A 19,668-nucleotide genomic window follows, 5' to 3' on the forward strand; every position below is an offset into this window, starting at 1 on the left:
CGGCGCGAACCGCGCCCGGCTTGACAAGGCCGTGCGCCAATGCAACGGATGAAGCACAGGCAATTCCGGACAATCGGGAAAACCCTCTTACAAGGAAGCGATATGATGCGTAAACGCAGCTTGCGGCATGCTTTCAGCCGGTTCGCGGGAAGGGCCGGAGTTCTGGCCCACGTCCTGACCCTGATCCTGCTTCTGGGCGCGGGCTGGGGCGCGCGGCCCCTGGCCGCCGCCACGGTGGACACGCTCTACCACAACGGCAGAATCTACACCCTGACCGAAAGCATGGACGCGGCCAAAGACCCGCGCAAGGCCAAAACCGTGGAGGTGGTGGCCGTCAGGGACGGCAGAATCATCTTTGCCGGTTCCGCCGCCCAGGCCCGGCAACAGGGCCTGTTCGCCGACGCGGCCGGGATTGTGGACCTGCACGGCAAAACCATGCTGCCGGGCCTTGTCGACGGGCACGGACACTTTCCGCTGCAAGGCGGCTACGACCTTTTTCAGGTCAACCTGAACAGCTTCCCTCTGGGCGAGATGCGCTCCATTGAGGATTACAAGAAGGCCCTGGCCCGGCGCTGCCAAAGCGCGGGCAAGGGCGCGTGGGTGCTGGGCTGGGGCTACGACGACACCCTGGTCACGGAAATGCGCCATCCCACCAGAGCGGATCTGGACGCGGCCTGCCCGCACAATCCCGTCTTCGTGCGGCACGTCTCCGGCCATATGGCGGTGGTCAACTCCGCGGCCCTGGCCAAAGCGGCCAAAAACGAACTCAACACCGTGGGCGTGGACGCGCAAAGCGGCAAGCTCACCGAGCCCCGCGCCATGCAGGTGGTCAGCCGTCACTTCCCGCCCGCCGGACCCCAGGCGGCCCAGCGCGGCCTGGCCCGCGCCAATGAAGTCTACGCGGCGGCGGGCGTGACCACGGCGGACTGCTCCAACATCCGCATGCTCACGGAATTGCCCAAGATGCAGAACGGCATCCTGCGCGGCAATCTGGACCTGCGCGTGGTATTGCATCCCCTGGGCTATTATCCCACCACCCTGGCCTCGGGCAAAACCGTGGACAGCGCGGGCTGGATCAACCGCGCGGCCCTGGGCTGGGACAGCGGCACGTTGTCCCTGGCCGGAGCGGAAACAGCGGCCATGACCGGGAACAATATTCCCTTTGCCGACGGCCGCCGGGCCGTGGCCAACGGCAGCGACATCACCCGGCTGGCCATGCCCGCCTACGCGGCGGACAAGGACAGGAACGGCGCGCCCGTGGCCGTGTCCAGGGGCGCCGTCACGCCGCCCGCCGGTCTGGCGGCGGACAACCGCCTCTTTCTCGGCGCCTGGAAGTTCACCTTTGACGGCTCGCCCCAGGGCTACACGGCCTGGATGAAACAGCCCGGCTTTTACCGCTGGGGCGCGTATACGGCCGCCGACAGCTTCAACAAGGCCGGTTTCTTCAACGGGGCCGTGGGCACGGACAACATGTCCCCGGCGGCCCTGGAAACCCTGATCGCCCTCTATCACGGCAACGGGCAGAGCACCCAGACCCATACCAACGGCAGCGCCGCCGCCGAACACTGGGTCACGGCCCTGGAAAAAGCCGTGGTCCGGCATCCGCAGGTCAAGGACACCCGCGACACGTCCATCCACGCCCAAACCATGGAACTGCAGCACATCCAGCGTCTGACCGGCAATTATCAGGATCTGCCGGGCACCGGCCCCATGTACACGGAACTGACCGGAGCCTTTACGGACGGCAAACTTTCCCCGGCAAGCGTGGGCGCCAGGGACATCACGCAACTGAGCCGCCTGATGCGCGACCAGCATTTCTTCAATTCCTACTTTGTGACCCATACCTATTTCTGGGGCGATCGCCACAACCAGATATTCTTCGGGCCGGGCCGCGCCCGGAACATGAGCCCCGTGGGCTGGAGCGTGGCCTACAACCAGCCCTTCAGCTTCCACAACGACACCTACATCACGCCCATTGCGCCGCTGCGCAGTCTGCAATCGGCGGTGACCCGCACCAGCGCCCATTCAGCCATTTATGAGGGCGGCACCCTGCTCAGCGGCCAGGGGCACGATCTCAAGGCCAAGGCGCTCTTCCCGCCGCGCGACCCCCAGGAAACCGGCGACAGGACAACCTTCGCCTTCTGGAACTACGACCACCGGATCAATGCCCTGCAGGCCCTGCACGCGGTCACCGGCATGCCCGCCTGGCAGAACAAGCTCAGCGACCGGATCGGCTCCATCGCGCCCGGCAGGCTGGCGGACTTCACCATTCTGGCCGAGGATCCGCTGGCCGTGGCCGTGGCCGACCCGCAGCGCCTGGCCGACATGCGCGTGATGGCGACCATTGTGGGCGACAGGCCGGTTTACGGCTTTGTGCCCGGCTCCGAAGCGCTGGCCGACGCGCCCCGCGCCTCCTACGCCCAGCCCACGGAAGCCGTGGTGGCCGTGGTGACCGGGACGAGTCCCATGACGCCCGCCGAAGGCCAAAACAGCATCAGGGAAAAAACACTGGGCGCGTATGCCTTCACGGCCGACGTGCGCGACGGTGATCTGGCCGTCTTCCAGATGCGATTCCTGGGCAACGGCGGACCGGCGCGGGACATGACCCTGCTGGACGGCGGCAGCGGGATAGCGGGCACGCGGCCCCTGCACTACAGCTCCGAAGCCGTCATGGCTGACGGCAACTGGTGGATCGCGTCTCTGGACGCGCCCATGCTGCCGCTCAGGCCTGACGACGCCCTGACTATGGACAAGATGCACATCGCCTTCTTCGTGTTGCGGGACAACGGCCCGCGCGACAGGGACGCGCAAAAGGGCGGCCTTGCGGGACAGGCCGTTCTGCTCACGGACGGCCCCCGGCCGGGCAACAGCGGAACAACGAGATAATCAGCCCTGCAGGCGGCGCAGGGCGGCCCGGTTTACCCGACATCTCCGGAAACGGAATCCCAAGGGGGCCGCGCCCCCTTGGCCGCCGGAGGCATCCTCCAACACGACTTGCCGAAAACCAAAGAGGGAAGCCGCGCGGCTTCCCTCTTTGGTTTTTTATCCAGATTTTTTTAACGCGCGTAGGCCGCATGCAGCGCGCGTATCCGCTCCCACGACGCCCGGATGCGTTCCGGCGAAATCCTGCCGCTGTCCACCAGGCGGCGCAGTGTTGCGTGCGCTTTTTCGGGCAGATCGGGATCCCATTGCAGATTGTTGCCGAAAACCAAGATGTCCACCCCCGCCTGCACTGCCAGCAGCATGGCCTGCTCCAGGCCGTAGTGCCCGGTGATGGCCTTCATCTGCATGTCGTCGCTGATGACCACGCCCCGCCAGCCCAGCCCCTGGCGCAGCAGGCCGGTGACCACCATCTTCGACAGCGTGGCCGGATGCTCGGGGTCAAGCCCGGCATGAAACAGATGCCCCACCATGACCATGCCCGGCCAGCCCTGGCTGAAGGCCTCCGCATAGGGCAGCAGATCGCCGCCGCCGTCCCAGCAGCGGCTGATGTCGGTGAGGCCCAGATGCGAATCGCGTTGCGCGCCGCCCTGGCCGGGGAAATGCTTGAGCGCGGGAATGATCCCGGCCTGAGCCAGCCCCTGCCCGAAAGCCAGGGCATGCTGCGCCGTCAGCCCGGGGTCCGGGCTGAAGCTGCGCCCCAGCTTGCCGATGGCCGGATTGTCCGGATTGCTGTCCACGTCCGCCACGGGCGCAAGGTCCACGGAAATGCCCAGCCCGGCCAGTTCCGCGCCCAGCCGCGCGGCCAAAGCTCTGGTGGCCGCCGGGCGCCCCCGCCCCATGCTCCGGGCCGAAGGCAGGTCCATAAAACCCTGTTGCGGCTTGAGCCGCCTGACGCGGCCTCCTTCCTGATCCACGGCAATGAACATGGGACCGGGGGCGGCGGCGCGCAGCGCGGCCGTCAGACGGCGGAGCTGCTCGGGGGAACGGATGTTGCGCTCTCCGCCGCTGGGCAGGTCGCGGTCGAACAGCAGGACATGTCCCACCTTGCCCGCGCGCACCGCCGCCAGAAAGGGATCGTCCGGCGCAAGTTCCGTGCCGCGAAAACCCAGCATCAGCATGGAGCCGAGCATGACATCAAGAGAAGGGAGGGGCGCGGAAGAGGACGAAGCCGCATGGCCGGGATACGCCGGGCAGGTTATCGTCCACAGGCAGCAGAACGCCCACAGCAGACAAGAGAAGAACCTCCGCCTCGGGCGGCTGGATGCTAGCACGGCAGGCCGTGCGCGCGGCGACGCGCCTCCAGTTTTTCCAGCACGTCCAGCGGCACCCGCAGACCGCCCCGGCCCACGCCCAGACGGATGCCGGGCTTGTTGGCGCCGTGGTAATCCGAACCGCCGCTGAGTCCCAGGCCGAAGCGCCGGGCCCACTCCACGCAAAGACGCGTGTCCGCGTCCGAATGTTCGCTGTGCCAGGCCTCAATGGCTGTGAGCCCGTAGCCGGACAGCTTTTCCACCAGGCCTTCCAGCCAGGGCACGGGATATTTCTGCAAAAGGGGATGGGCCAGGCTCACCGTCGCGCCCAGACCGGCCAGCAATTGCACGGCCACGTCCGGTTCCAGCACTTCCTTGGGCAGATAGGCCTTGCCGTAAAAGCCCAGATAGTCGCGGAAGGCCTGGCCCACGTCGCGCACATAGCCCTTGGCCACCAGCACGGCCGCGATATGCGGCCGCCCCACGCTCCCCGCAGCCGTGGCGCGCACTTCCTCCAGACTGATGTCCAGACCCAGGGCGCGCAGTTTCTCCACAATGCCCCTGTTCCGCTCACAGCGTTTCCGGCGCAGATAGCCGAGTTGGTCCTCAAGGGGAGAGGCGTCGCGCGGCAGCCAGAGGCCCAGAATATGCACTTCGCCGTATTCGGTATGGGTGGAAAGCTCACAGCCGCGTATCACCCTGATGCCCAGATCCCGCCCGGCTTCCTCGGCCTCGTCCAGACCGGCCACGGTGTCGTGGTCGGTTACGGCCACGGCGACCAGACCCGCCGCATGAGCCTTTTCCACCAGAGCCGAGGGGCTGTCCGTACCGTCCGAGGCCAGCGTATGGGTATGCAGGTCAATCAGTTTCATAGGGAGAATTCCGTCTCTTTCGAGCAGGGTAAGCTAGTGTTCGAAAAAAGCAAGCGCACCCCCGGCACAGTCGCCGGGCCGCCCCTTGAAGGCCGGGGCGCATCGCGGTATGCTGCGCCGCGATTATCTCAGCAAGGAAACTGCCATGCCTATGAATACCGACGAATTATTGCAAATCCTGGCCTGTCCGCGTTGTCTGGGCTCTCTGGAAGCCCTGACCCGCGACGGGCAAACCGCGGGCTTCGCCTGCCAAGCCTGCGGGGTGGTCTACCCCGTGCGCGACGAGATCCCGATCATGCTGGTGGAAGAAGCCGTGCCGCGCGCTGAATGGGACAAGGGAGAGCGGGGCTGATGCGCCTGCTCATCGCCTCCGACCTGCACGGCTCGCTGGAAAGCCTGCGCTTTCTGCTGGCCAGGGCTCACGCGCAACGCCCCGACCTGCTGGTGCTGCTGGGCGATCTGGTCTACCACGGTCCGCGCAACCCCCTGCCCGAAGGCTACAATACGCCCACGGTTCTCAAGGAAATGGCAGACCTCAACGACCTGCCCTGCCCCGTCACGGCGGTGCGCGGCAATTGCGACGCCGAGGTGGATCTGGCCCTGTTGCCCTTTCCGGTGGCGGAAACCGCCTGGATCGACGTCGACGGCCTGCGCATTTTCGCCAGCCACGGCCACCATCTGCCCGAGCGCCCTCCCCTGCCGCGCATGCAGCAAGGCACGGTGATTCTGCGCGGGCATACCCACGTGCCGCGCGGCGAAACCCTGGACGGCCTGCATTTCTGGAATCCCGGCTCCCTGTCCCTGCCCAAGGGCGGCTCGCCCCGCAGCTACGGCCTGTACGAGGACGGCGTCTTCCGCGTGCTGGACACGCAAGACCGCGAAGTCCTGCGCCATCAGCCGGACGGGGCGTAAGCCCCGTGGCCGCGCCGCTCACTCCCGATCCCTCGCCAGAAGCGGATTTTCGCCCCCAATTTGCTCCCCTGTTCCGGCTTGCGCCGGGACTGGAGCTGATTCTGGCCTCGGCCTCGCCCCGGCGGCGGCAGTTTCTCTCGGAATGGGGCCTGCCCTTTGCCACGGCCCGTCCCACGGGCGTGGAGCCGCGTCCCGAAGCGGACGAAAGCCCTGACGCCTATACCCGCCGCGCGGCGCAAGCCAAGGCCCTGGCTGTGGAACGCCGTCTCGACCCGGCGACCCGCGCCCGCGCCCTGATTCTGGCGGCGGATACGGTGGTGGCGCTGGAGGGCGACATTCTGGGCAAGCCGCGCGATACGGCCCACGCCCTGGAGATGCTGGCCCGCCTCGCGGGCCGGAGTCATGAGGTCATCAGCGCGGTCTGCCTGCTGCCGCCTCCGGGGTGGCCCGGCGGACCCGGCGAATTGTTCAGTGATGTGAGCCGGGTGTTCTTCCACGCCTGGCCGCGTTCCGTGCTGGCGGCCTACGCCCGCACCCATGAGCCCGACGACAAGGCCGGGGCGTACGCCATTCAAGGCCAGGGAGCCTTTCTGGCGGAACGGGTGGAAGGCTCCTGGAGCACGGTGGTCGGTCTGCCCGTGACGCCCCTGGTCCGCATCCTGCTGGAACGCGGCCTGATTTTCCCGGCTGACTGAATCCGTCCAGCCGTTCTGGCCGGTTTTGAAGCCCTGTCTCCAATGCTCTGACATTCCCTAAAAAATTTTTTCGATTTATTTGTGAAAAAATTCTTCAACTCTGACGGTCGCGCACCCGCCGTTTCGCTGGGGAAATTGCCCCATCATCCCACGCTTGTGCAGCTTTGCACAACCATGACTGAAAGAACAAACAATTTCGGCTGCTTGACGCGCCGGAAGAATCCCTTTACGCCAGTATCATGGCTGATGTGCCAACTTTTTTTCACAACGTCCACACAGGAGGGAGGGCGCGACCATGTCCCAGGAACGCATTACCACTTTATTGACCGAGAAGCGCAGCTATCTTCCGCCGGAACACGGCAAATCCTCAGCCTGGATATGCGGCCAGGAAGAATACGACGCCTTGTGCCGCCGCGCTCTGGACGACCCCAGCGATTTCTGGGGGGCGCGCGCCTCGCAGTTGATACACTGGTTCAAGCGTTGGGACAAAGTACTGGATGCCGACGAGCAACGGCACAAGTACAGATGGTTCACCGGCGCCAAACTCAACGCGTCCTTTAACTGTATCGACCGCCATCTGATTTCCGGCCGCCGCAACAAGGCCGCCCTGATCTGGCAGGGCGAAGATGAAATGGACGTGCGCTGCTACACCTATCAGATGCTCTACACCGAAGTCTGCCGCATGGCTCACGCCCTGAGCTCCCTGCACATCCGCAAGGGCGATCACGTGGCGCTGTACATGCCCATGATTCCGGAACTGGTCATCGCCATGCTGGCCTGCGCGCGCATCGGGGCCATCCACACGGCCATTTTCTCCGGCTATGCCGAAGGCGGCGTGCGCAGCCGCATCCACGATTCCAAGGCCAGGGTGGTGATCACCGCCGACGCCGCCGTGCGAGCGGGCAAGTTCAAGCCGCTCAAGGCCAATCTGGACCCCATTCTGGAAAAATGTCCCTCCGTGGCCCATGTGGTGGTGGTGCGCCGCGCCGGTCTGGACAACGTCACCATGCAGCCCAACCGCGACATCTGGTGGCACGACCTCATCGACGACTTCACCCTCAACGCGGACTTTCCCTGCGAGCCCATGGACGCCAACGACACGCTCTTTCTGCTGCACACCAGCGGCAGCACGGGCAAACCCACGGGCATCATGCACTCCACGGGCGGGTATCTGACCTACGCGGCCCACACCACTCAGTGGTGCTTTGACATGCGCGACGACGACGTCTACTGGTGTACCGCCGACATGGGCTGGATCACCGGGCACACCTACGGCGTATACGGTCCCCTGGCCCTCGGGGCCACCACCATGATGTTCGAGGGCGTGCCCACCTGGCCCAAGCCGGACCGCTACTGGCGCATTGTGGAAAATTTCCGGGTCAACATCCTCTATACCGCGCCCACGGTGATCCGCTCCCTGATGCGCCTGGGCGAGGCCTGGGCCGAACGCTACGACCTGCGCAGCCTGCGGATTCTGGGGTCGGTGGGCGAGCCCATCAATCCCGAAGCCTGGTCCTGGTACCACAAGAATATCGGCGGGGGCGAACTGCCCATCGTGGACACCTGGTGGCAGACGGAAACCGGCGGGGCCATGATCAGCCCCATGCCTTACGCCACCAAGCTCAAACCCGGCTCGGCGGCCAAGCCCCTGCCCGGCATCGACGCCGCCGTCATGGGCAGCGGGGGACGCGACGGCGAAGAGGACGGCGGCTCGGGCCATCTGGTGATCCGCAAGCCCTGGCCCGGCATGATGCTGGGCGTGTTCAACGATGAGGAGAAATACCAGTCCTACTTCTCGCGCTTCGGCTGCTATGAGTCCGGCGACGGCGCGCAGGTGGACGCGGACGGCTATTTCTGGATACTGGGGCGCATCGACGATTCCATCAACGTCTCGGGCCACCGCCTGTCCACGGCCGAAATCGAAGCCGTGCTGGCCGCCTGCCCCGAAGTGGGCGAAGCCGCCGTGGTGCCCATGCCCCACCGCCTCAAGGGCGAGGCCATCTACGCCTATGTGGTCACCCGTGACGAAGTGCCCTGGAGCGAGGACTTGCGCAAAAAGCTGCGCGACACCGTGCGCCGCGACATCGGCGCCCTGGCCAGTCCGGAATATATCCAGTTTGTGGAAGCCATGCCCAAAACCACGTCCGGCAAGATCATCCGCCGCATGCTGCGCAAGATCGCGGGCGACACCTATGAGGACCTGGGCGACACCACGGCTCTGGCCGATCCGCAGGTGCTGGAAACCATCATCATCGGGCACCAGAATATTCTCCAGGGCCAGCACGAAACCGCTACTGCGGCGGGCGACGAACCGGCCTCTGAGGGCAAGGAGGCGGCCCCGGGCGCGTAAGCCCGACGCCGCGCAACAGAATCAGCAAGGGCCGGCATGTTACGTGCCGGCCCTTTTTTGCGTCCTTCTCTAACTCTGAAAATATACATTTTCAAAGCCGCACTGCTTTACATCAGGGCCTTGCGCCGCATCCAGACGTGCCGCGCGGCCAGCAGGCCGAAGGCCGTCCCGGCCAGCAGATGGGCGCGTCCCTTACCCGCGAAGCCCAGCACGACGCTCAGCCCGCACGCGGCCAGCAGGGCGCGCAACTCCAGTTTGCGCGGACTCAGGCCCTGGAAACAGGCCTTGCCGTGAGACGGCAGGCCGGACAAAAAGGAAAAGGGACCGGACGCGGCGGCTCCGACGGCACTGGTCCGCGAAGCGCACGCCGGCCGGCGCAATTGCGGCAGCGCGGCCTCAAGATCGCGGCAAATACTCTCCAGGTTCGCGTCAGGAGCTAGGATCAGCAAAATGGAACCGGAACCGGGGCGCGCTTCCAGCACGCCGCTTGCGCCGGTCAAAACGGCCAGCGCCTTCTCCCGTCCGGCAATTCCGGCCAGAGCCGGATGGCGCAGACGCGCCCGGCCTTCCATAGCATGCGTGAGATATGACGGCATACTTCCCCCTTTATATAAAAAATCCGACTTCATTTTGAAAATGACTTTCTTTTTTCTTGACCTATAATTCAATCTGGTGCAAGCTTTTTTCCAGCCGGGATTCATATTCCGGCGCGGCGTCCTTCAAGACCGACCCCCAAACGGCGCGCGGAGCCTTTCCGCGCCACGGGCGCCGCGCCGGACCGGCAGTCCGACGCCATCACAGTCAACCGGCACAATGCCGACGAGAGGAAGCGTGTATGAGTCAGATCGTCAGTCTCCGCAATATGCGTGTGGGCCAGCAGGGAAAAATCGCCACGGTGGAAGCCCTGGGCGAGATGAACCGGCGCATTCGCGACATGGGTCTGATTCCCGGCACCACCGTTTCCATAGTGGGCCGAGCGCCGCTGAAAGACCCGGTGGCCCTGCGCCTGTCCGGGGTGACCATTTCCCTGCGCAACAGCGAAGCGGATTACATCAAGGTCGATATTTCCGGTTCGGCCCACTAGCCTTTTATCTTTCGTCATCACGGACAATCTTGTCCCCGTTGCCTCTCTGTCATTTTTTCACGCTGCGGAGAGGGGGCTCAACTATTGTCCTTATTTCGGGGCGGGTTCCGCGAAGCGCGACCCTAAAGCAAAAGGAGACGACATGAACAACGGACTTAAATTCGGACTGATTTTTCTGGGCGGCATAGCCCTCGGCGCGCTGGGCACCGTGACCGTGAGCCGGGGCAAGCTGGATCTCAAACCCGTGGCCGCCGACCTGATCAGCCGGGGCATCGACGTGAAAGACGCCCTCATGAGCAAGGTGGAAGCGGTCAAGGAAGATATGGAAGACCTCACCGCCGAAGCCCGCCAGGCTTCGGAAAAGCGGAAGGCGGCCAAAGCCTCCAGGGAAGCCGGAGAGGTTCAGGCCTGAGCCGGAGCCGTCCGTGCTGTTTTTCCTCCCGGCCTTGCGGTGTCCCCGCAGCCGCCGCTAGGAGCTGTTTCTAAATTGTCTTTTCGCCCTCTGCCTGTGTCAGGCTCACTCCGTGCGACGGTCGGGTTTGAAGATACTCCCTCCGCCCGGAACTCGCCTTCCCGGGCAGAGAACAAAAATCCTCATTTAGAAACAGCTCCTAGGCCGGGTCCGTTTTTTACCGGCCCGTTTCAGGGCTTTTTTCAGTTTTCAGATTGGAGCGCGCATGTCCTTTTTCATCATCCATGAACTTCAGGGCCTCAACGGAACCGCCACCGGCAGAATGCGCGTGCGCGCCGACCGGCCTCTGCCGCCGCCTCCGGCCGCCGACCTGACCCGGAATCTTGAAGAACTGCCCGGCATCAGCGACGTGCGCGTCAATCCCCGCGTGGGCAGCGTCCTTTTCTTTTACGCCGACCGGGAAAGCCGCCTTTCGGCCTTGCGCCTGCTGACCGTCCGGGATGAGGCCCCGGCTCCGGACACGCCGGACAATATTTCGGATCTTTTGCCTGAAGAACCGCCCGCCGGGGGGGTGCTGCCGCTGATACGCTTTTTTGTCATCCGCCCCTTTCTGCCCCGGATCTGGCGCGTGATCACCAGCGTCGCGGCCGCCGCGCCTTTTCTGCTCAAGGGCGTCGCTTCCCTGCTGCGCGGCAGGCTCAGCGTGGACGTGCTGGACGCGGCGGCCATCACCGCCTCAATTCTCATGCGCGACTTCCGCACGGTCAGCGTGCTGACCCTGCTGCTGGGCCTGGGAGAAACCCTGGAATACTGGACCCGTCGCCGTTCCCTGGACAGTCTTACAGAAAGTCTGGCCCTGAATGTGGACAGCGTCTGGCTGCTCGGGGAAGACGGCACGGAAGTGTCCGTGCCCCTGAGCCAGGTTCAGAAAGACGATCTCGTGGTGGTGCGCGACGGCGGCTCCATCCCGGTGGACGGCATTGTGGAGGACGGTTGCGCGGTGGTCAATCAATCCTCCATGACCGGCGAACCGCTGGGCGTGCCGCGCGCCAAGGGCGCTTCGGTGTTCGCGGGCACGGTGGTGGAGGAAGGGCGGCTGGTGATCCGGGTCAGCCATGTGGGCGACGGTACCCGTCTGCGCCAGGTAGTCACCTTCATTGAGCAGTCCGAAGCGCTCAAGGCCGGCATTCAGGGCAAGACCGAGCGCCTGGCCGACTTGGCCGTGCCCTTCACCTTCGGCCTGGCGGCCCTGGTCTGGCTGATTACGCGCAATCCCATGCGCGCCGCCTCGGTGCTGCTGGTGGATTATTCCTGCGCGCTCAAGCTGGCCACGCCCCTGGCCGTCCTGGCCTCCATGCGCGAAGGAGCGGGTCACGGCATGGTCATCAAGGGCGGTCGCTATCTGGAAGCCTTGTGCGAAGCGGACACCCTGGTCTTCGACAAGACCGGCACCCTGACCAACGCCAGTCCCAAGGTGGTGGAAGTCATTCCCGCCGAAGGGCAGCAGCGCGACGAAGTCCTGCGGGTCATGGCCTGCCTGGAAGAGCATTTTCCCCATCCTGTGGCCCGCGCCGTGGTGCGCAAGGCTCAGGAGGAAAATCTCCAGCATGAGGAAGAACACGCCCAGGTGGAATACGTGGTGGCCCATGGCGTGGCCTCATCCCTGCACGGCAAAAAACTGCGGGTGGGCAGCCGCCACTATATTGAGCACGACGAAGGCGTGGACGTCTCGCCGCTGGAAGCGGACATTGTTCGTCAGGCGGCTCTGGGCCGCTCCCTGCTCTATCTGTCCGAGGACGGCAAGCTGGCGGGCATTCTGGCCATAGAGGATCCTCTGCGGCCGGAAGCCGCCGAAGTGGTGGAAACATTGCGCGGCATGGGCTTCAAGCGCGTACTGATGCTCACCGGCGACGACGAACGTACGACGCGGGCCGTGGCCGCGAGCGCGGGCATTACGGAATTTCGCGCCCAAGTGCTGCCCGCGGACAAGGCCAGAGTGGTGCAGGAACTTACCGACAGCGGCTGCAAGGTGCTCATGGTCGGCGACGGCATCAACGACGCTCCGGCCCTTTCAGCCTCACATGTGGGCGTGGCCATGATCGACGGCACGGATCTGGCGCGGGAAGTGGCCAATGTGCTGCTGACCAGGCCGAGTCTGGGCGGGCTCATTGAAGCCCGGCGGCTGGCGTGCGGCACATTGCGCCGCATCCATACGAATTTCGCGGTCACCCTGACCCTGAACAGCCTCTTCCTGGCCGGCGGTCTGTTCATGGTGCTGCAGCCCGGCCTCTCGGCCCTGCTGCACAATCTGACCACTCTGGGCGTATCGCTCAACGCCATGCGCCCGCACCTCCCGGCTCCGGAGGCCCCGGCCATGGAGGGCAGGGCATGAACGCTCTGCGTCTGCTCAAATATGTGCGGAGCTTTTCGGACGGCCGGGTGCGCATCCGTCACCCGGCCCTGCGGCGGGAGGATGTGGCCGCCACGGCAAAAGAAAAACTCTCGGCCGTTGACGGCGTAGGTTCCCTGGAGTTCAACACCCTGAGCGGTTCGGTGCTGATTCTCTACGACAGCGCGCGACTGCCGAAAGAACGGCTTTTGGCTGTGGGCGAGGCCTGGGCCGCTTATCTGGACGCGGTGCAGGCGGGCCGCCCGGCGCAGGCGCCGGACTGCTGAACCGGACGGCCTCCTTCACCAATCGAAACGTGCGGAGTCAGGGACGGACTATCAAGGGCTCAAAACCGCCGGAAGCGGGGAAATAGCCCAGAAGTTCGCCCTGCTCCAGATCAAAATACCAGGCATGGAGCGCCAGTTCCTGCCGCCCCACTTTTTGGGCGATCCAGGGATAGGAAAGCAGATTGCGCAGGGAGACCAGCAAAGAAACCTGTTCACAGGCCCGCCGGGCCGAACTTTCCGGCCCGGCTTCCAGCAGTGGCCTGATTCTGCCCAGGGCGCGCCCGGCCAATGAAATCCAAGGCGAGATCAGGTCCCGCGTCTCTTCCTTCTCGTGGGCCAGCAGGGCGGCAATGCCCCCACAGCCCGAGTGTCCCAAAACGATCACATGCTCAATGCCCAGATGCATTACGCCATAGGCCAGGGCCGCCGTGACGGCGTCCGCCTCGGCCGCGTCCTCCCTGTGCGGCACGAGATTGGCCACGTTTCTGACCACAAAAATGTCGCCCGGCTTACAGCCCAGCACCAGAGCCGGATCAGCGCGCGAATCGCTGCATGCGACCACCAGCGCTTTGGGATTCTGCCCCTCACGAAGTGAGGAGTACAAAGACTTTTCCGACGTGAAATACGAGTCCTGAAAGCCCCTGAACCCCGCGATAAAATCCTTCAGGCAATGCATATGCCCCCCTCAATATGACCGGGTCGGCGCTTCCGCCGCCGAACAGGAAGCCAGATGACGGCGAAGGTTTTCGGCAACGGATTCTATGGCGCAACAGAGGGCGTGCCCGGTCAGGCCGAATCCGCCAAAAGCCACCAGGGTCGAAAGCCGCACCACAGCTTCCCGCGCATGGGGCGACGGCCATGACAGATCGGCACACTCCGCGCGGCGTTCCCGGGCGACAAGGCAGATCAGCTCGTTCCTGACATCCTCAAGTCTGAACAGCCAATCGTGCGGCATAAAACGACGGCGACGCCGCAGTGAGCGCGCCAGCGACTCCAGCGCGACGAGAAGCTCGTCATATTTTTTGCTTGTGTTCATCTGATGCCCTCCTTGCGCGCTTGGAACCGCACGGCCGGGAAAATCAACTGAAGTCCGGTTCAAAGACATAAAGGCTGCCGTCCGCGTTTCTGCGCCGGATCAGGAAAAGCACCCCCACGAACAGAAAGCATACGGCGTAACTCACACAGGCGAACGTTATCTTCATTGCCGCCAGATGCGGCGCGAACACAACACACAACGCCAGACCGGCCATGCCGACGGCGGCAAAGAGCAGACCAGGCCCGCTGGCGCTCACAGTCAGCCGCCCCCTGTATTCCCAGAGAGTGCCCAGCGTGACCACCGCAATGGAAACCAGCATGCCCACAAACATGGGATGGGCGTCAAAGAGAAAAGCCGGAAACTTGATGAAATACCAGGCCATACCCACGCCGGAACCACTCAACGCGGCGGCGATGGCCGCTCTGCGGGAAATGGCGTTCCAGAACAGACCGATCAGAATCAGAGGGAACAAGCCCGCGTTGCGCACCACAAACCCGACGATGGTCCAGAATTCAATGCCGCTGGGCAGCAGCACGGCAAAGCCGACAGTGAACAGGGAAAGCAGCACAATGGCCACGCGCGAAGCCCGGATCAGCTGGGCTGAGGTGGCATCAGGCACGAAATAGCGGTATATGTCGTTGGCGGCCACCGTGCCGCCGGAGAGGATACAGGAGGAAGCCCAGCCCAGCGTGGTGAAATACATGCCGATAACCACAATGGAGGAAAGCACCATGGACGGCATGTTGGTGGCCAGGGTGGGCATGGCGGCCACGGCGCTGATGCCGGGGTACAGCACCCTGGCGGCCAAGCCCGCGAGCACGGACAGAATGATGACCGGCACAAAACCGCTCAGCACATAGCTCAGACCTTTCTTGCCTTCCTTGATATCCTTGCAGGACATCACGATCTGCAAGGCGGCCTGGGCCACGAAGGCATTGATGACAAAGGTGAACATCCACATCATGACCGTTCCCAGCCGGCCGGCCGGCAGAAAATCAAAAAAACGCGGCTCCAGAGCGGTCACATTGCCCCAACCCGCCTGCCAGATACCCAGCCCGGCCAGCACCAGAAGAGAAAGAATCTGCCCCACGGTGAGAATTTTGCCGTTATAGGCCAGAGCGTGCATACCGCCCAGGGTGGTATAGGTCAGGAAGGAAAACACCGTGAAAAGCACGGACAGCCAGACCGACCAGCCCAGAATCGTGGTGAAAAAGGCCGCGGCGCCCACCACTGAGCTGACAGTGAAGATGGTGAAGTTGAGCGCTATCATGACGCCGGACACCAAGCGAAGAAAAGGCGAACCGAAGCAGCGGGATACAAAACTCGAAAGCGTTATCATGGCCAGCTTGCGGAATGCGCCGCCGGTAATCAGCAGAATCAGGACAAGCATGGTGATCCGCGCGAGGCCGAACCAGGCGGCCATGACGCCGTCCTTGAAGGACAGCTCCACAATGCTCGAAATGGTATTGCCGCCCCAGAAGGCGAACAGGGAAAAAAAGATGTCCCAGCGGGTGAAACTTCTGCCGCCCACGGACATATCCTCGGCTTTTTTCACGCGTTTCTGCGACATCAGCCCCATATACGCGAGCACGACGATACTGCAGAACAGAAGGAGTATCTGTAAGCTCTGAGCGTTCATGCGATCCTCCCGGTTTTTCCGGCCCGGACGGGCGGTTCAACCGCCCGTCCGTTTTTTCCAAGAGCGGCTACGGCGTGACGATGTTGAACCAGAAGTCCGGCGTCTCTTCGAGCATGCCGAACATCCGCGACAGCGCGCCCCGGCTTCCCCGCTCCGTGATCGCGCCGGAAGCGAGGGCCTGCTCCACGGTGAGCTCCTTGCAGACAAGGGCGTTGAAGGTGGCCCGGCTCAGGTCATATTCCGCATCGGCTTCGGGAAGGCTTTTGTTCCAGCAATTCATGACCGAATTTTCCAGGGTCCACCGCCAGTTTTCCTTCAGGTCGCCGAAGTGCAGATTTATGCGGATCGACGCGCCTTCGGCTTTGGCCGGATCCACCTGCACGGCCAGGTAATCCAGCAGCAGTTCCGTGGGCATATTGGCTACAGTGGAGGTGCTGATGGTGTTCATGGTGGCGCTTTTCTTCACGCCCTCGCGCAGCTCCATGGCTCCGGTGAGAAAACAGTTGCGCCAGGTGCCGCATTCGGCCTGGTAGGCCATCTGCTCCAGAGCGTCGGCCAGCAGATCCCGAGCCTCTCTGTTGTCCGGGAAAGCGAAAACCACATGGCTCACGGCCTGGGCCACCCAACGGTATTCTCCCTGTTCAAAGCAGACGCGGGCCTTGCGCAGCACTTCCGCCGGGCCTCCCATGAATTCCACATAACGCCTGCCCGCCTCCTCGGGCGGCAGGGCGTGCAGATGGGCCGGGTTACAGTCGAACCAGCCCAGATATTTCTGATAGGTGGCCTTGATATTGTGGTTTAGGTGGCCGTAATAGCCCCGGTTGTACCATTCCCGGCCCAGAGCGGGGGGCAGATCCAGTTCCTCGGCGATTTCGAGCATGGTCTGCCCGTGGTTGATGCGGCGCACGGTCTGGTCATTGATGAACTTGTAGAGATCGCGCTGTTTCTCAAGATATCTGATGATCGCCTCGCGTCCCCAGCGCGGCCAGTGGTGGGTGATGAACAGCACCTCGCTTCTGTCGCCGAAGAGATCCAGGGATTCCTGGATGTGCCGGGCCCACTGCTTGGTGGAACGGGCCTGCGCGCCCCGGAAGGGGATCACGTTGTGCAGATGGCAGGTGACCAGTTCGGCCATGCAGAGCGCCTTGAATTGCGGCAGATAGAAGCACATTTCCGCCGGGGCCTCGGCGTCGGGGGTCATCTGGAAAATAAAGTCCACGCCGTCCACACGCAGCGTTTCGCCGGTTTTCATGATCACCCTGCTGGGAAAGACCGGCGCGTTCTTGCCGCCCGAGGCCCCCTTGCCCAGACCGCTGCCCACCTGATCCCGAGGCCCGCGCGGCAACTGGTTGCCGAACTGGTAGCAGGCTCTGCGGCTCATGCCCCGGCCCACAAAAACATTTTCGCTGACCACTTCCTCGGTGAATTTGTCCGGCACAATCAACGGGATTTTGCCCGACGCCACGTCCTCCGCGCTGACCACGCCCTCCACACCGCCGAAATGGTCCCAGTGGCTGTGCGTGATGAGCACGGCGACCACCGGTTTCCTGCCCAGATGACTGAATGTCAGGTCCAGTGCGGCGCGGGCCGTTTCCACCGAACCCAGCGGATCAATGACGATATAGCCCGAATCGGAACGAATCAGGGTCATGTTGGCCAGATCATAGCCGCGCACCTGCCAAATGCCGTCGGTCACCTCAAACAGGCCGGCGATGGTGTTGAGCCGCTCGTGCCGCCAATAGCTGGGGTTGACCGTGTCCGGCGCTTCCGCGTCCTTGTGCAGAAAGGCGTAGTAGCTCTGCATATCCCAGACAATTTCTCCGGCATCGTTTTTGATTGCCAGATCCGGCGTCTCGGCAATGAGCCCGCGCCAGGCGTCCTCAAAATCCTGAACATTGTCGAAAGGCAGTTTTTCCAGAAAAGCGGCATTGGCTTTTTGAGTGGCCTTGGTGGCTGGCTTATGCATGGCGTGCTCCTTTGGGTTGGGGTTCAGGGATGGCCCCAAAAATCTTCGGGACAGTTCCCCGGGTTCGCTACACCCCAAAAGAGCATTTCTTATGCCAGGCGTCCGTCTTGCCCGCATATCCTGGCAAAGCGGACGGTTATAGAGAAAAAAATCACAATCCATCCGAAAACAAGACATAAAAAATCCTCATATTTCAGGACATCCTGAAATATGAGGATTCCGGAACTGCGCAAAACGCTGCGGCCGAAGCGCGGCTCAAGCGCCGTCAGCCGGACGCCGTTGGCCTGTCCGGCTGATGTTCAGGCGTTTCATACGCGACTCAAGAGTCTTGGGATTGATGCGCAGCAGCCTGGCCGCGCCCTTTTCTCCGCTGATCCTTCCGTCCGTTTTTTCCAGAGCGGCCAGAATATGCCTGCGCTCCGCCTCCGCCAGACTCTCCACTGCGGCCTCGCGGTCCCGGCGTTCCGGCAGAGAAATGCGCAGGATGGAACCGGAGGCGAGAATCATGGCCCGCTCCACCACATTGCGCAATTCGCGCACGTTGCCCGGCCAGGGATATTCATGCAGAACCTTCAGGTCATTACTGTTGACCTGGCGGATGTCCTTGCCCATGGACACGTTTAATTCAGCGACAAAGGCTTTGACCATCAGGGGAATGTCCTCCAGACGCTCACGCAGGGGCGGCACGGTAATGGGAAAGACATTGAGGCGGTAGAACAAATCCTCGCGGAAACGGCCTTCGAGCATTTCCACTTCCAAATCCCGGTTGGTGGCCGCCAGAATGCGCACATCCACATGAACGGGCCGCGAGGAACCCACCCGCTCAAACTGCTTTTCCTGAAGCACGCGCAGCAATTTGGCCTGGGCCGAAGCCGAAAGCTCCCCCACTTCATCAAAGAACAGGCTGGAACCGTCCGCGACCTCAAACCGGCCCATCTTTCTGGAGATAGCTCCGGTAAACGCCCCTTTTTCATGGCCGAAAAGCTCGCTTTCCATGAGCGACGGCGCAAAACCCGCGCAGTTGACGCTGAGCATGGCCCGCTTGCTGCGGCCGCTCATATTGTGAATGCTGCGCGCCACGAGTCCCTTGCCGGTGCCGGTTTCACCCAGAATCAACACCGTGGAATCCGTGTCCGCCACCTGCTTGATCTGGCGCAGCAGGCGCTTGAGCGCCTTGCTTTCACCCACCATATTGTGCAGTGGAAGGCAGCGGTTGCCCAGATCTTCATGCAAAAGGCAATTTTCAGCCTCCATGAGATTCTTGAGGCGGGTTACTTCCATGAATGCCTGCTTCAGGCTCAATTCCATGGATTTCTTGAGCAGCGCATTGGCGAGAATGGTACCCAGCAGGGGCAGACAGTTGAGCATTTCCGGCAGGGAGGGCCGTACGGATGCAAACGTGCCCACGGTGATCAGCCCGATATTGCGGCTCTCGGCGAGCAGGGGCAGGCAGACCATCACCGGCGGACCGTAGCAGCGCATCATCTCCGCGTCTTTTGCCGCGTCCGTGGGCAAAGAGTCGGCGGAAAAGACAAGCACCTCCTTGCTTTTCTCCATCGTCCCGTAAATATACGGATATTCTTCCGCGAAGGAATACTCGGTGAGAATGGGATAGCCCGGCTTACCCCAGCAATGGCTGGCCAACGGCCTGCCGTTGCCCGCATGCTGAACAAGTGTGGCGCGGTCAAACCCCAGAAAGAGCACCAGCCGCCGCAAGGCGGATTCAATATGCGCGTCCACCTGCTCGGCCGGCAGATTGATGAAGGTCACGGCCAGTTCCGTGGCCATGCGCTCGAATTCGCACATTTTGTCATAGGCGTCCGTCATGGCGAA

General features: G+C 63.2%; 17 protein-coding genes. 9 read left to right on the forward strand and 8 right to left on the reverse strand.

Annotated elements, in window-relative coordinates:
• The first annotated feature begins 102 nt into the window (after nucleotides 1-102).
• A complete protein-coding gene (locus FYJ44_RS04310) occupies nucleotides 103-2,886 on the forward strand; it encodes an amidohydrolase (RefSeq protein ID WP_229772491.1) in 2,784 nt (927 codons plus the stop codon).
• A 170-nt stretch (nucleotides 2,887-3,056) separates the two neighbouring features.
• Here FYJ44_RS04310 and FYJ44_RS04315 read toward each other — a convergent pair whose 3' ends face one another.
• The gene (locus FYJ44_RS04315; protein WP_154509502.1) at nucleotides 3,057-4,073 is read right to left on the reverse strand and encodes a glycoside hydrolase family 3 N-terminal domain-containing protein; all 1,017 of its coding nucleotides are present in this window, start codon (nucleotides 4,071-4,073) and stop codon (nucleotides 3,057-3,059) included.
• 134 nt (nucleotides 4,074-4,207) lie between these two features.
• Nucleotides 4,208-5,065 (reverse strand): PHP domain-containing protein, encoded by an 858-nt coding sequence (locus FYJ44_RS04320; protein WP_154509504.1) that lies wholly within the window; start codon nucleotides 5,063-5,065, stop codon nucleotides 4,208-4,210.
• A gap of 145 nt (nucleotides 5,066-5,210) precedes the next feature.
• Between FYJ44_RS04320 and FYJ44_RS04325 the strand changes: the two genes are divergently transcribed.
• From FYJ44_RS04325 to acs, 4 genes are all read left to right on the forward strand, one after another.
• On the forward strand, nucleotides 5,211-5,417 hold the full coding sequence (locus FYJ44_RS04325; RefSeq protein ID WP_154509506.1) for a Trm112 family protein: 207 nt from the start codon (nucleotides 5,211-5,213) through the stop codon (nucleotides 5,415-5,417).
• Nucleotides 5,417-5,977: a phosphodiesterase gene (gene yfcE / locus FYJ44_RS04330; RefSeq protein WP_154509508.1), complete on the forward strand. Its 561-nt coding sequence runs from the start codon at nucleotides 5,417-5,419 to the stop codon at nucleotides 5,975-5,977. Before FYJ44_RS04325 ends, yfcE begins: the two co-directional genes overlap by 1 nt.
• A gap of 68 nt (nucleotides 5,978-6,045) precedes the next feature.
• Nucleotides 6,046-6,672: a Maf family nucleotide pyrophosphatase gene (locus FYJ44_RS04335; protein ID WP_154509750.1), complete on the forward strand. Its 627-nt coding sequence runs from the start codon at nucleotides 6,046-6,048 to the stop codon at nucleotides 6,670-6,672.
• Nucleotides 6,673-6,967: 295 nt separating this feature from the next.
• Nucleotides 6,968-9,022 (forward strand): acetate--CoA ligase, encoded by a 2,055-nt coding sequence (gene acs / locus FYJ44_RS04340; RefSeq protein WP_154509510.1) that lies wholly within the window; start codon nucleotides 6,968-6,970, stop codon nucleotides 9,020-9,022.
• A gap of 107 nt (nucleotides 9,023-9,129) precedes the next feature.
• On the opposite strand, the gene FYJ44_RS04345 is transcribed toward acs, so the two are convergent.
• On the reverse strand, nucleotides 9,130-9,618 hold the full coding sequence (locus FYJ44_RS04345; protein WP_154509512.1) for a hypothetical protein: 489 nt from the start codon (nucleotides 9,616-9,618) through the stop codon (nucleotides 9,130-9,132).
• A gap of 239 nt (nucleotides 9,619-9,857) precedes the next feature.
• Here FYJ44_RS04345 and FYJ44_RS04350 point away from each other — a divergent pair, with 239 nt between their 5' ends.
• The 4 genes from FYJ44_RS04350 to FYJ44_RS04365 all read left to right on the forward strand — a co-directional run bounded on the left by FYJ44_RS04350 (nucleotide 9,858) and on the right by FYJ44_RS04365 (nucleotide 13,194).
• Nucleotides 9,858-10,106, forward strand: coding sequence for a FeoA family protein (locus FYJ44_RS04350; protein ID WP_154509514.1), 249 nt, complete (start codon nucleotides 9,858-9,860; stop codon nucleotides 10,104-10,106).
• A 142-nt stretch (nucleotides 10,107-10,248) separates the two neighbouring features.
• Nucleotides 10,249-10,518 (forward strand): DUF6110 family protein, encoded by a 270-nt coding sequence (locus tag FYJ44_RS04355; RefSeq protein WP_154509516.1) that lies wholly within the window; start codon nucleotides 10,249-10,251, stop codon nucleotides 10,516-10,518.
• 265 nt (nucleotides 10,519-10,783) lie between these two features.
• Nucleotides 10,784-12,910: a heavy metal translocating P-type ATPase gene (locus FYJ44_RS04360; protein WP_154509518.1), complete on the forward strand. Its 2,127-nt coding sequence runs from the start codon at nucleotides 10,784-10,786 to the stop codon at nucleotides 12,908-12,910.
• A complete protein-coding gene (locus FYJ44_RS04365; protein WP_154509520.1) occupies nucleotides 12,907-13,194 on the forward strand; it encodes an HMA2 domain-containing protein in 288 nt (95 codons plus the stop codon). Before FYJ44_RS04360 ends, FYJ44_RS04365 begins: the two co-directional genes overlap by 4 nt.
• 37 nt (nucleotides 13,195-13,231) lie before the next feature.
• Here the strand turns inward: FYJ44_RS04365 and FYJ44_RS04370 are convergent, their stop codons facing one another.
• The 5 genes from FYJ44_RS04370 to FYJ44_RS04390 all read right to left on the reverse strand — a co-directional run bounded on the left by FYJ44_RS04370 (nucleotide 13,232) and on the right by FYJ44_RS04390 (nucleotide 19,662).
• Nucleotides 13,232-13,798 (reverse strand): carbonic anhydrase, encoded by a 567-nt coding sequence (locus tag FYJ44_RS04370; RefSeq protein WP_229772492.1) that lies wholly within the window; start codon nucleotides 13,796-13,798, stop codon nucleotides 13,232-13,234.
• 81 nt (nucleotides 13,799-13,879) lie between these two features.
• Nucleotides 13,880-14,230 carry a hypothetical protein gene (locus FYJ44_RS04375; protein ID WP_154509522.1) on the reverse strand — a complete coding sequence of 117 codons (351 nt, stop codon included), beginning with the start codon at nucleotides 14,228-14,230 and terminating at the stop codon, nucleotides 13,880-13,882.
• A gap of 43 nt (nucleotides 14,231-14,273) precedes the next feature.
• Nucleotides 14,274-15,869, reverse strand: coding sequence for a sodium:solute symporter family protein (locus tag FYJ44_RS04380; protein ID WP_154509523.1), 1,596 nt, complete (start codon nucleotides 15,867-15,869; stop codon nucleotides 14,274-14,276).
• A gap of 67 nt (nucleotides 15,870-15,936) precedes the next feature.
• Nucleotides 15,937-17,835, reverse strand: coding sequence for an alkyl/aryl-sulfatase (locus FYJ44_RS04385; RefSeq protein WP_154509525.1), 1,899 nt, complete (start codon nucleotides 17,833-17,835; stop codon nucleotides 15,937-15,939).
• 255 nt (nucleotides 17,836-18,090) lie between these two features.
• On the reverse strand, nucleotides 18,091-19,662 hold the full coding sequence (locus FYJ44_RS04390; protein WP_154509527.1) for a sigma-54 interaction domain-containing protein: 1,572 nt from the start codon (nucleotides 19,660-19,662) through the stop codon (nucleotides 18,091-18,093).
• Between the last annotated feature and the right edge of the window lie 6 nt (nucleotides 19,663-19,668).

This window comes from Desulfovibrio porci (genome assembly GCF_009696265.1).
GTDB lineage: Bacteria > Desulfobacterota > Desulfovibrionia > Desulfovibrionales > Desulfovibrionaceae > Desulfovibrio > Desulfovibrio porci.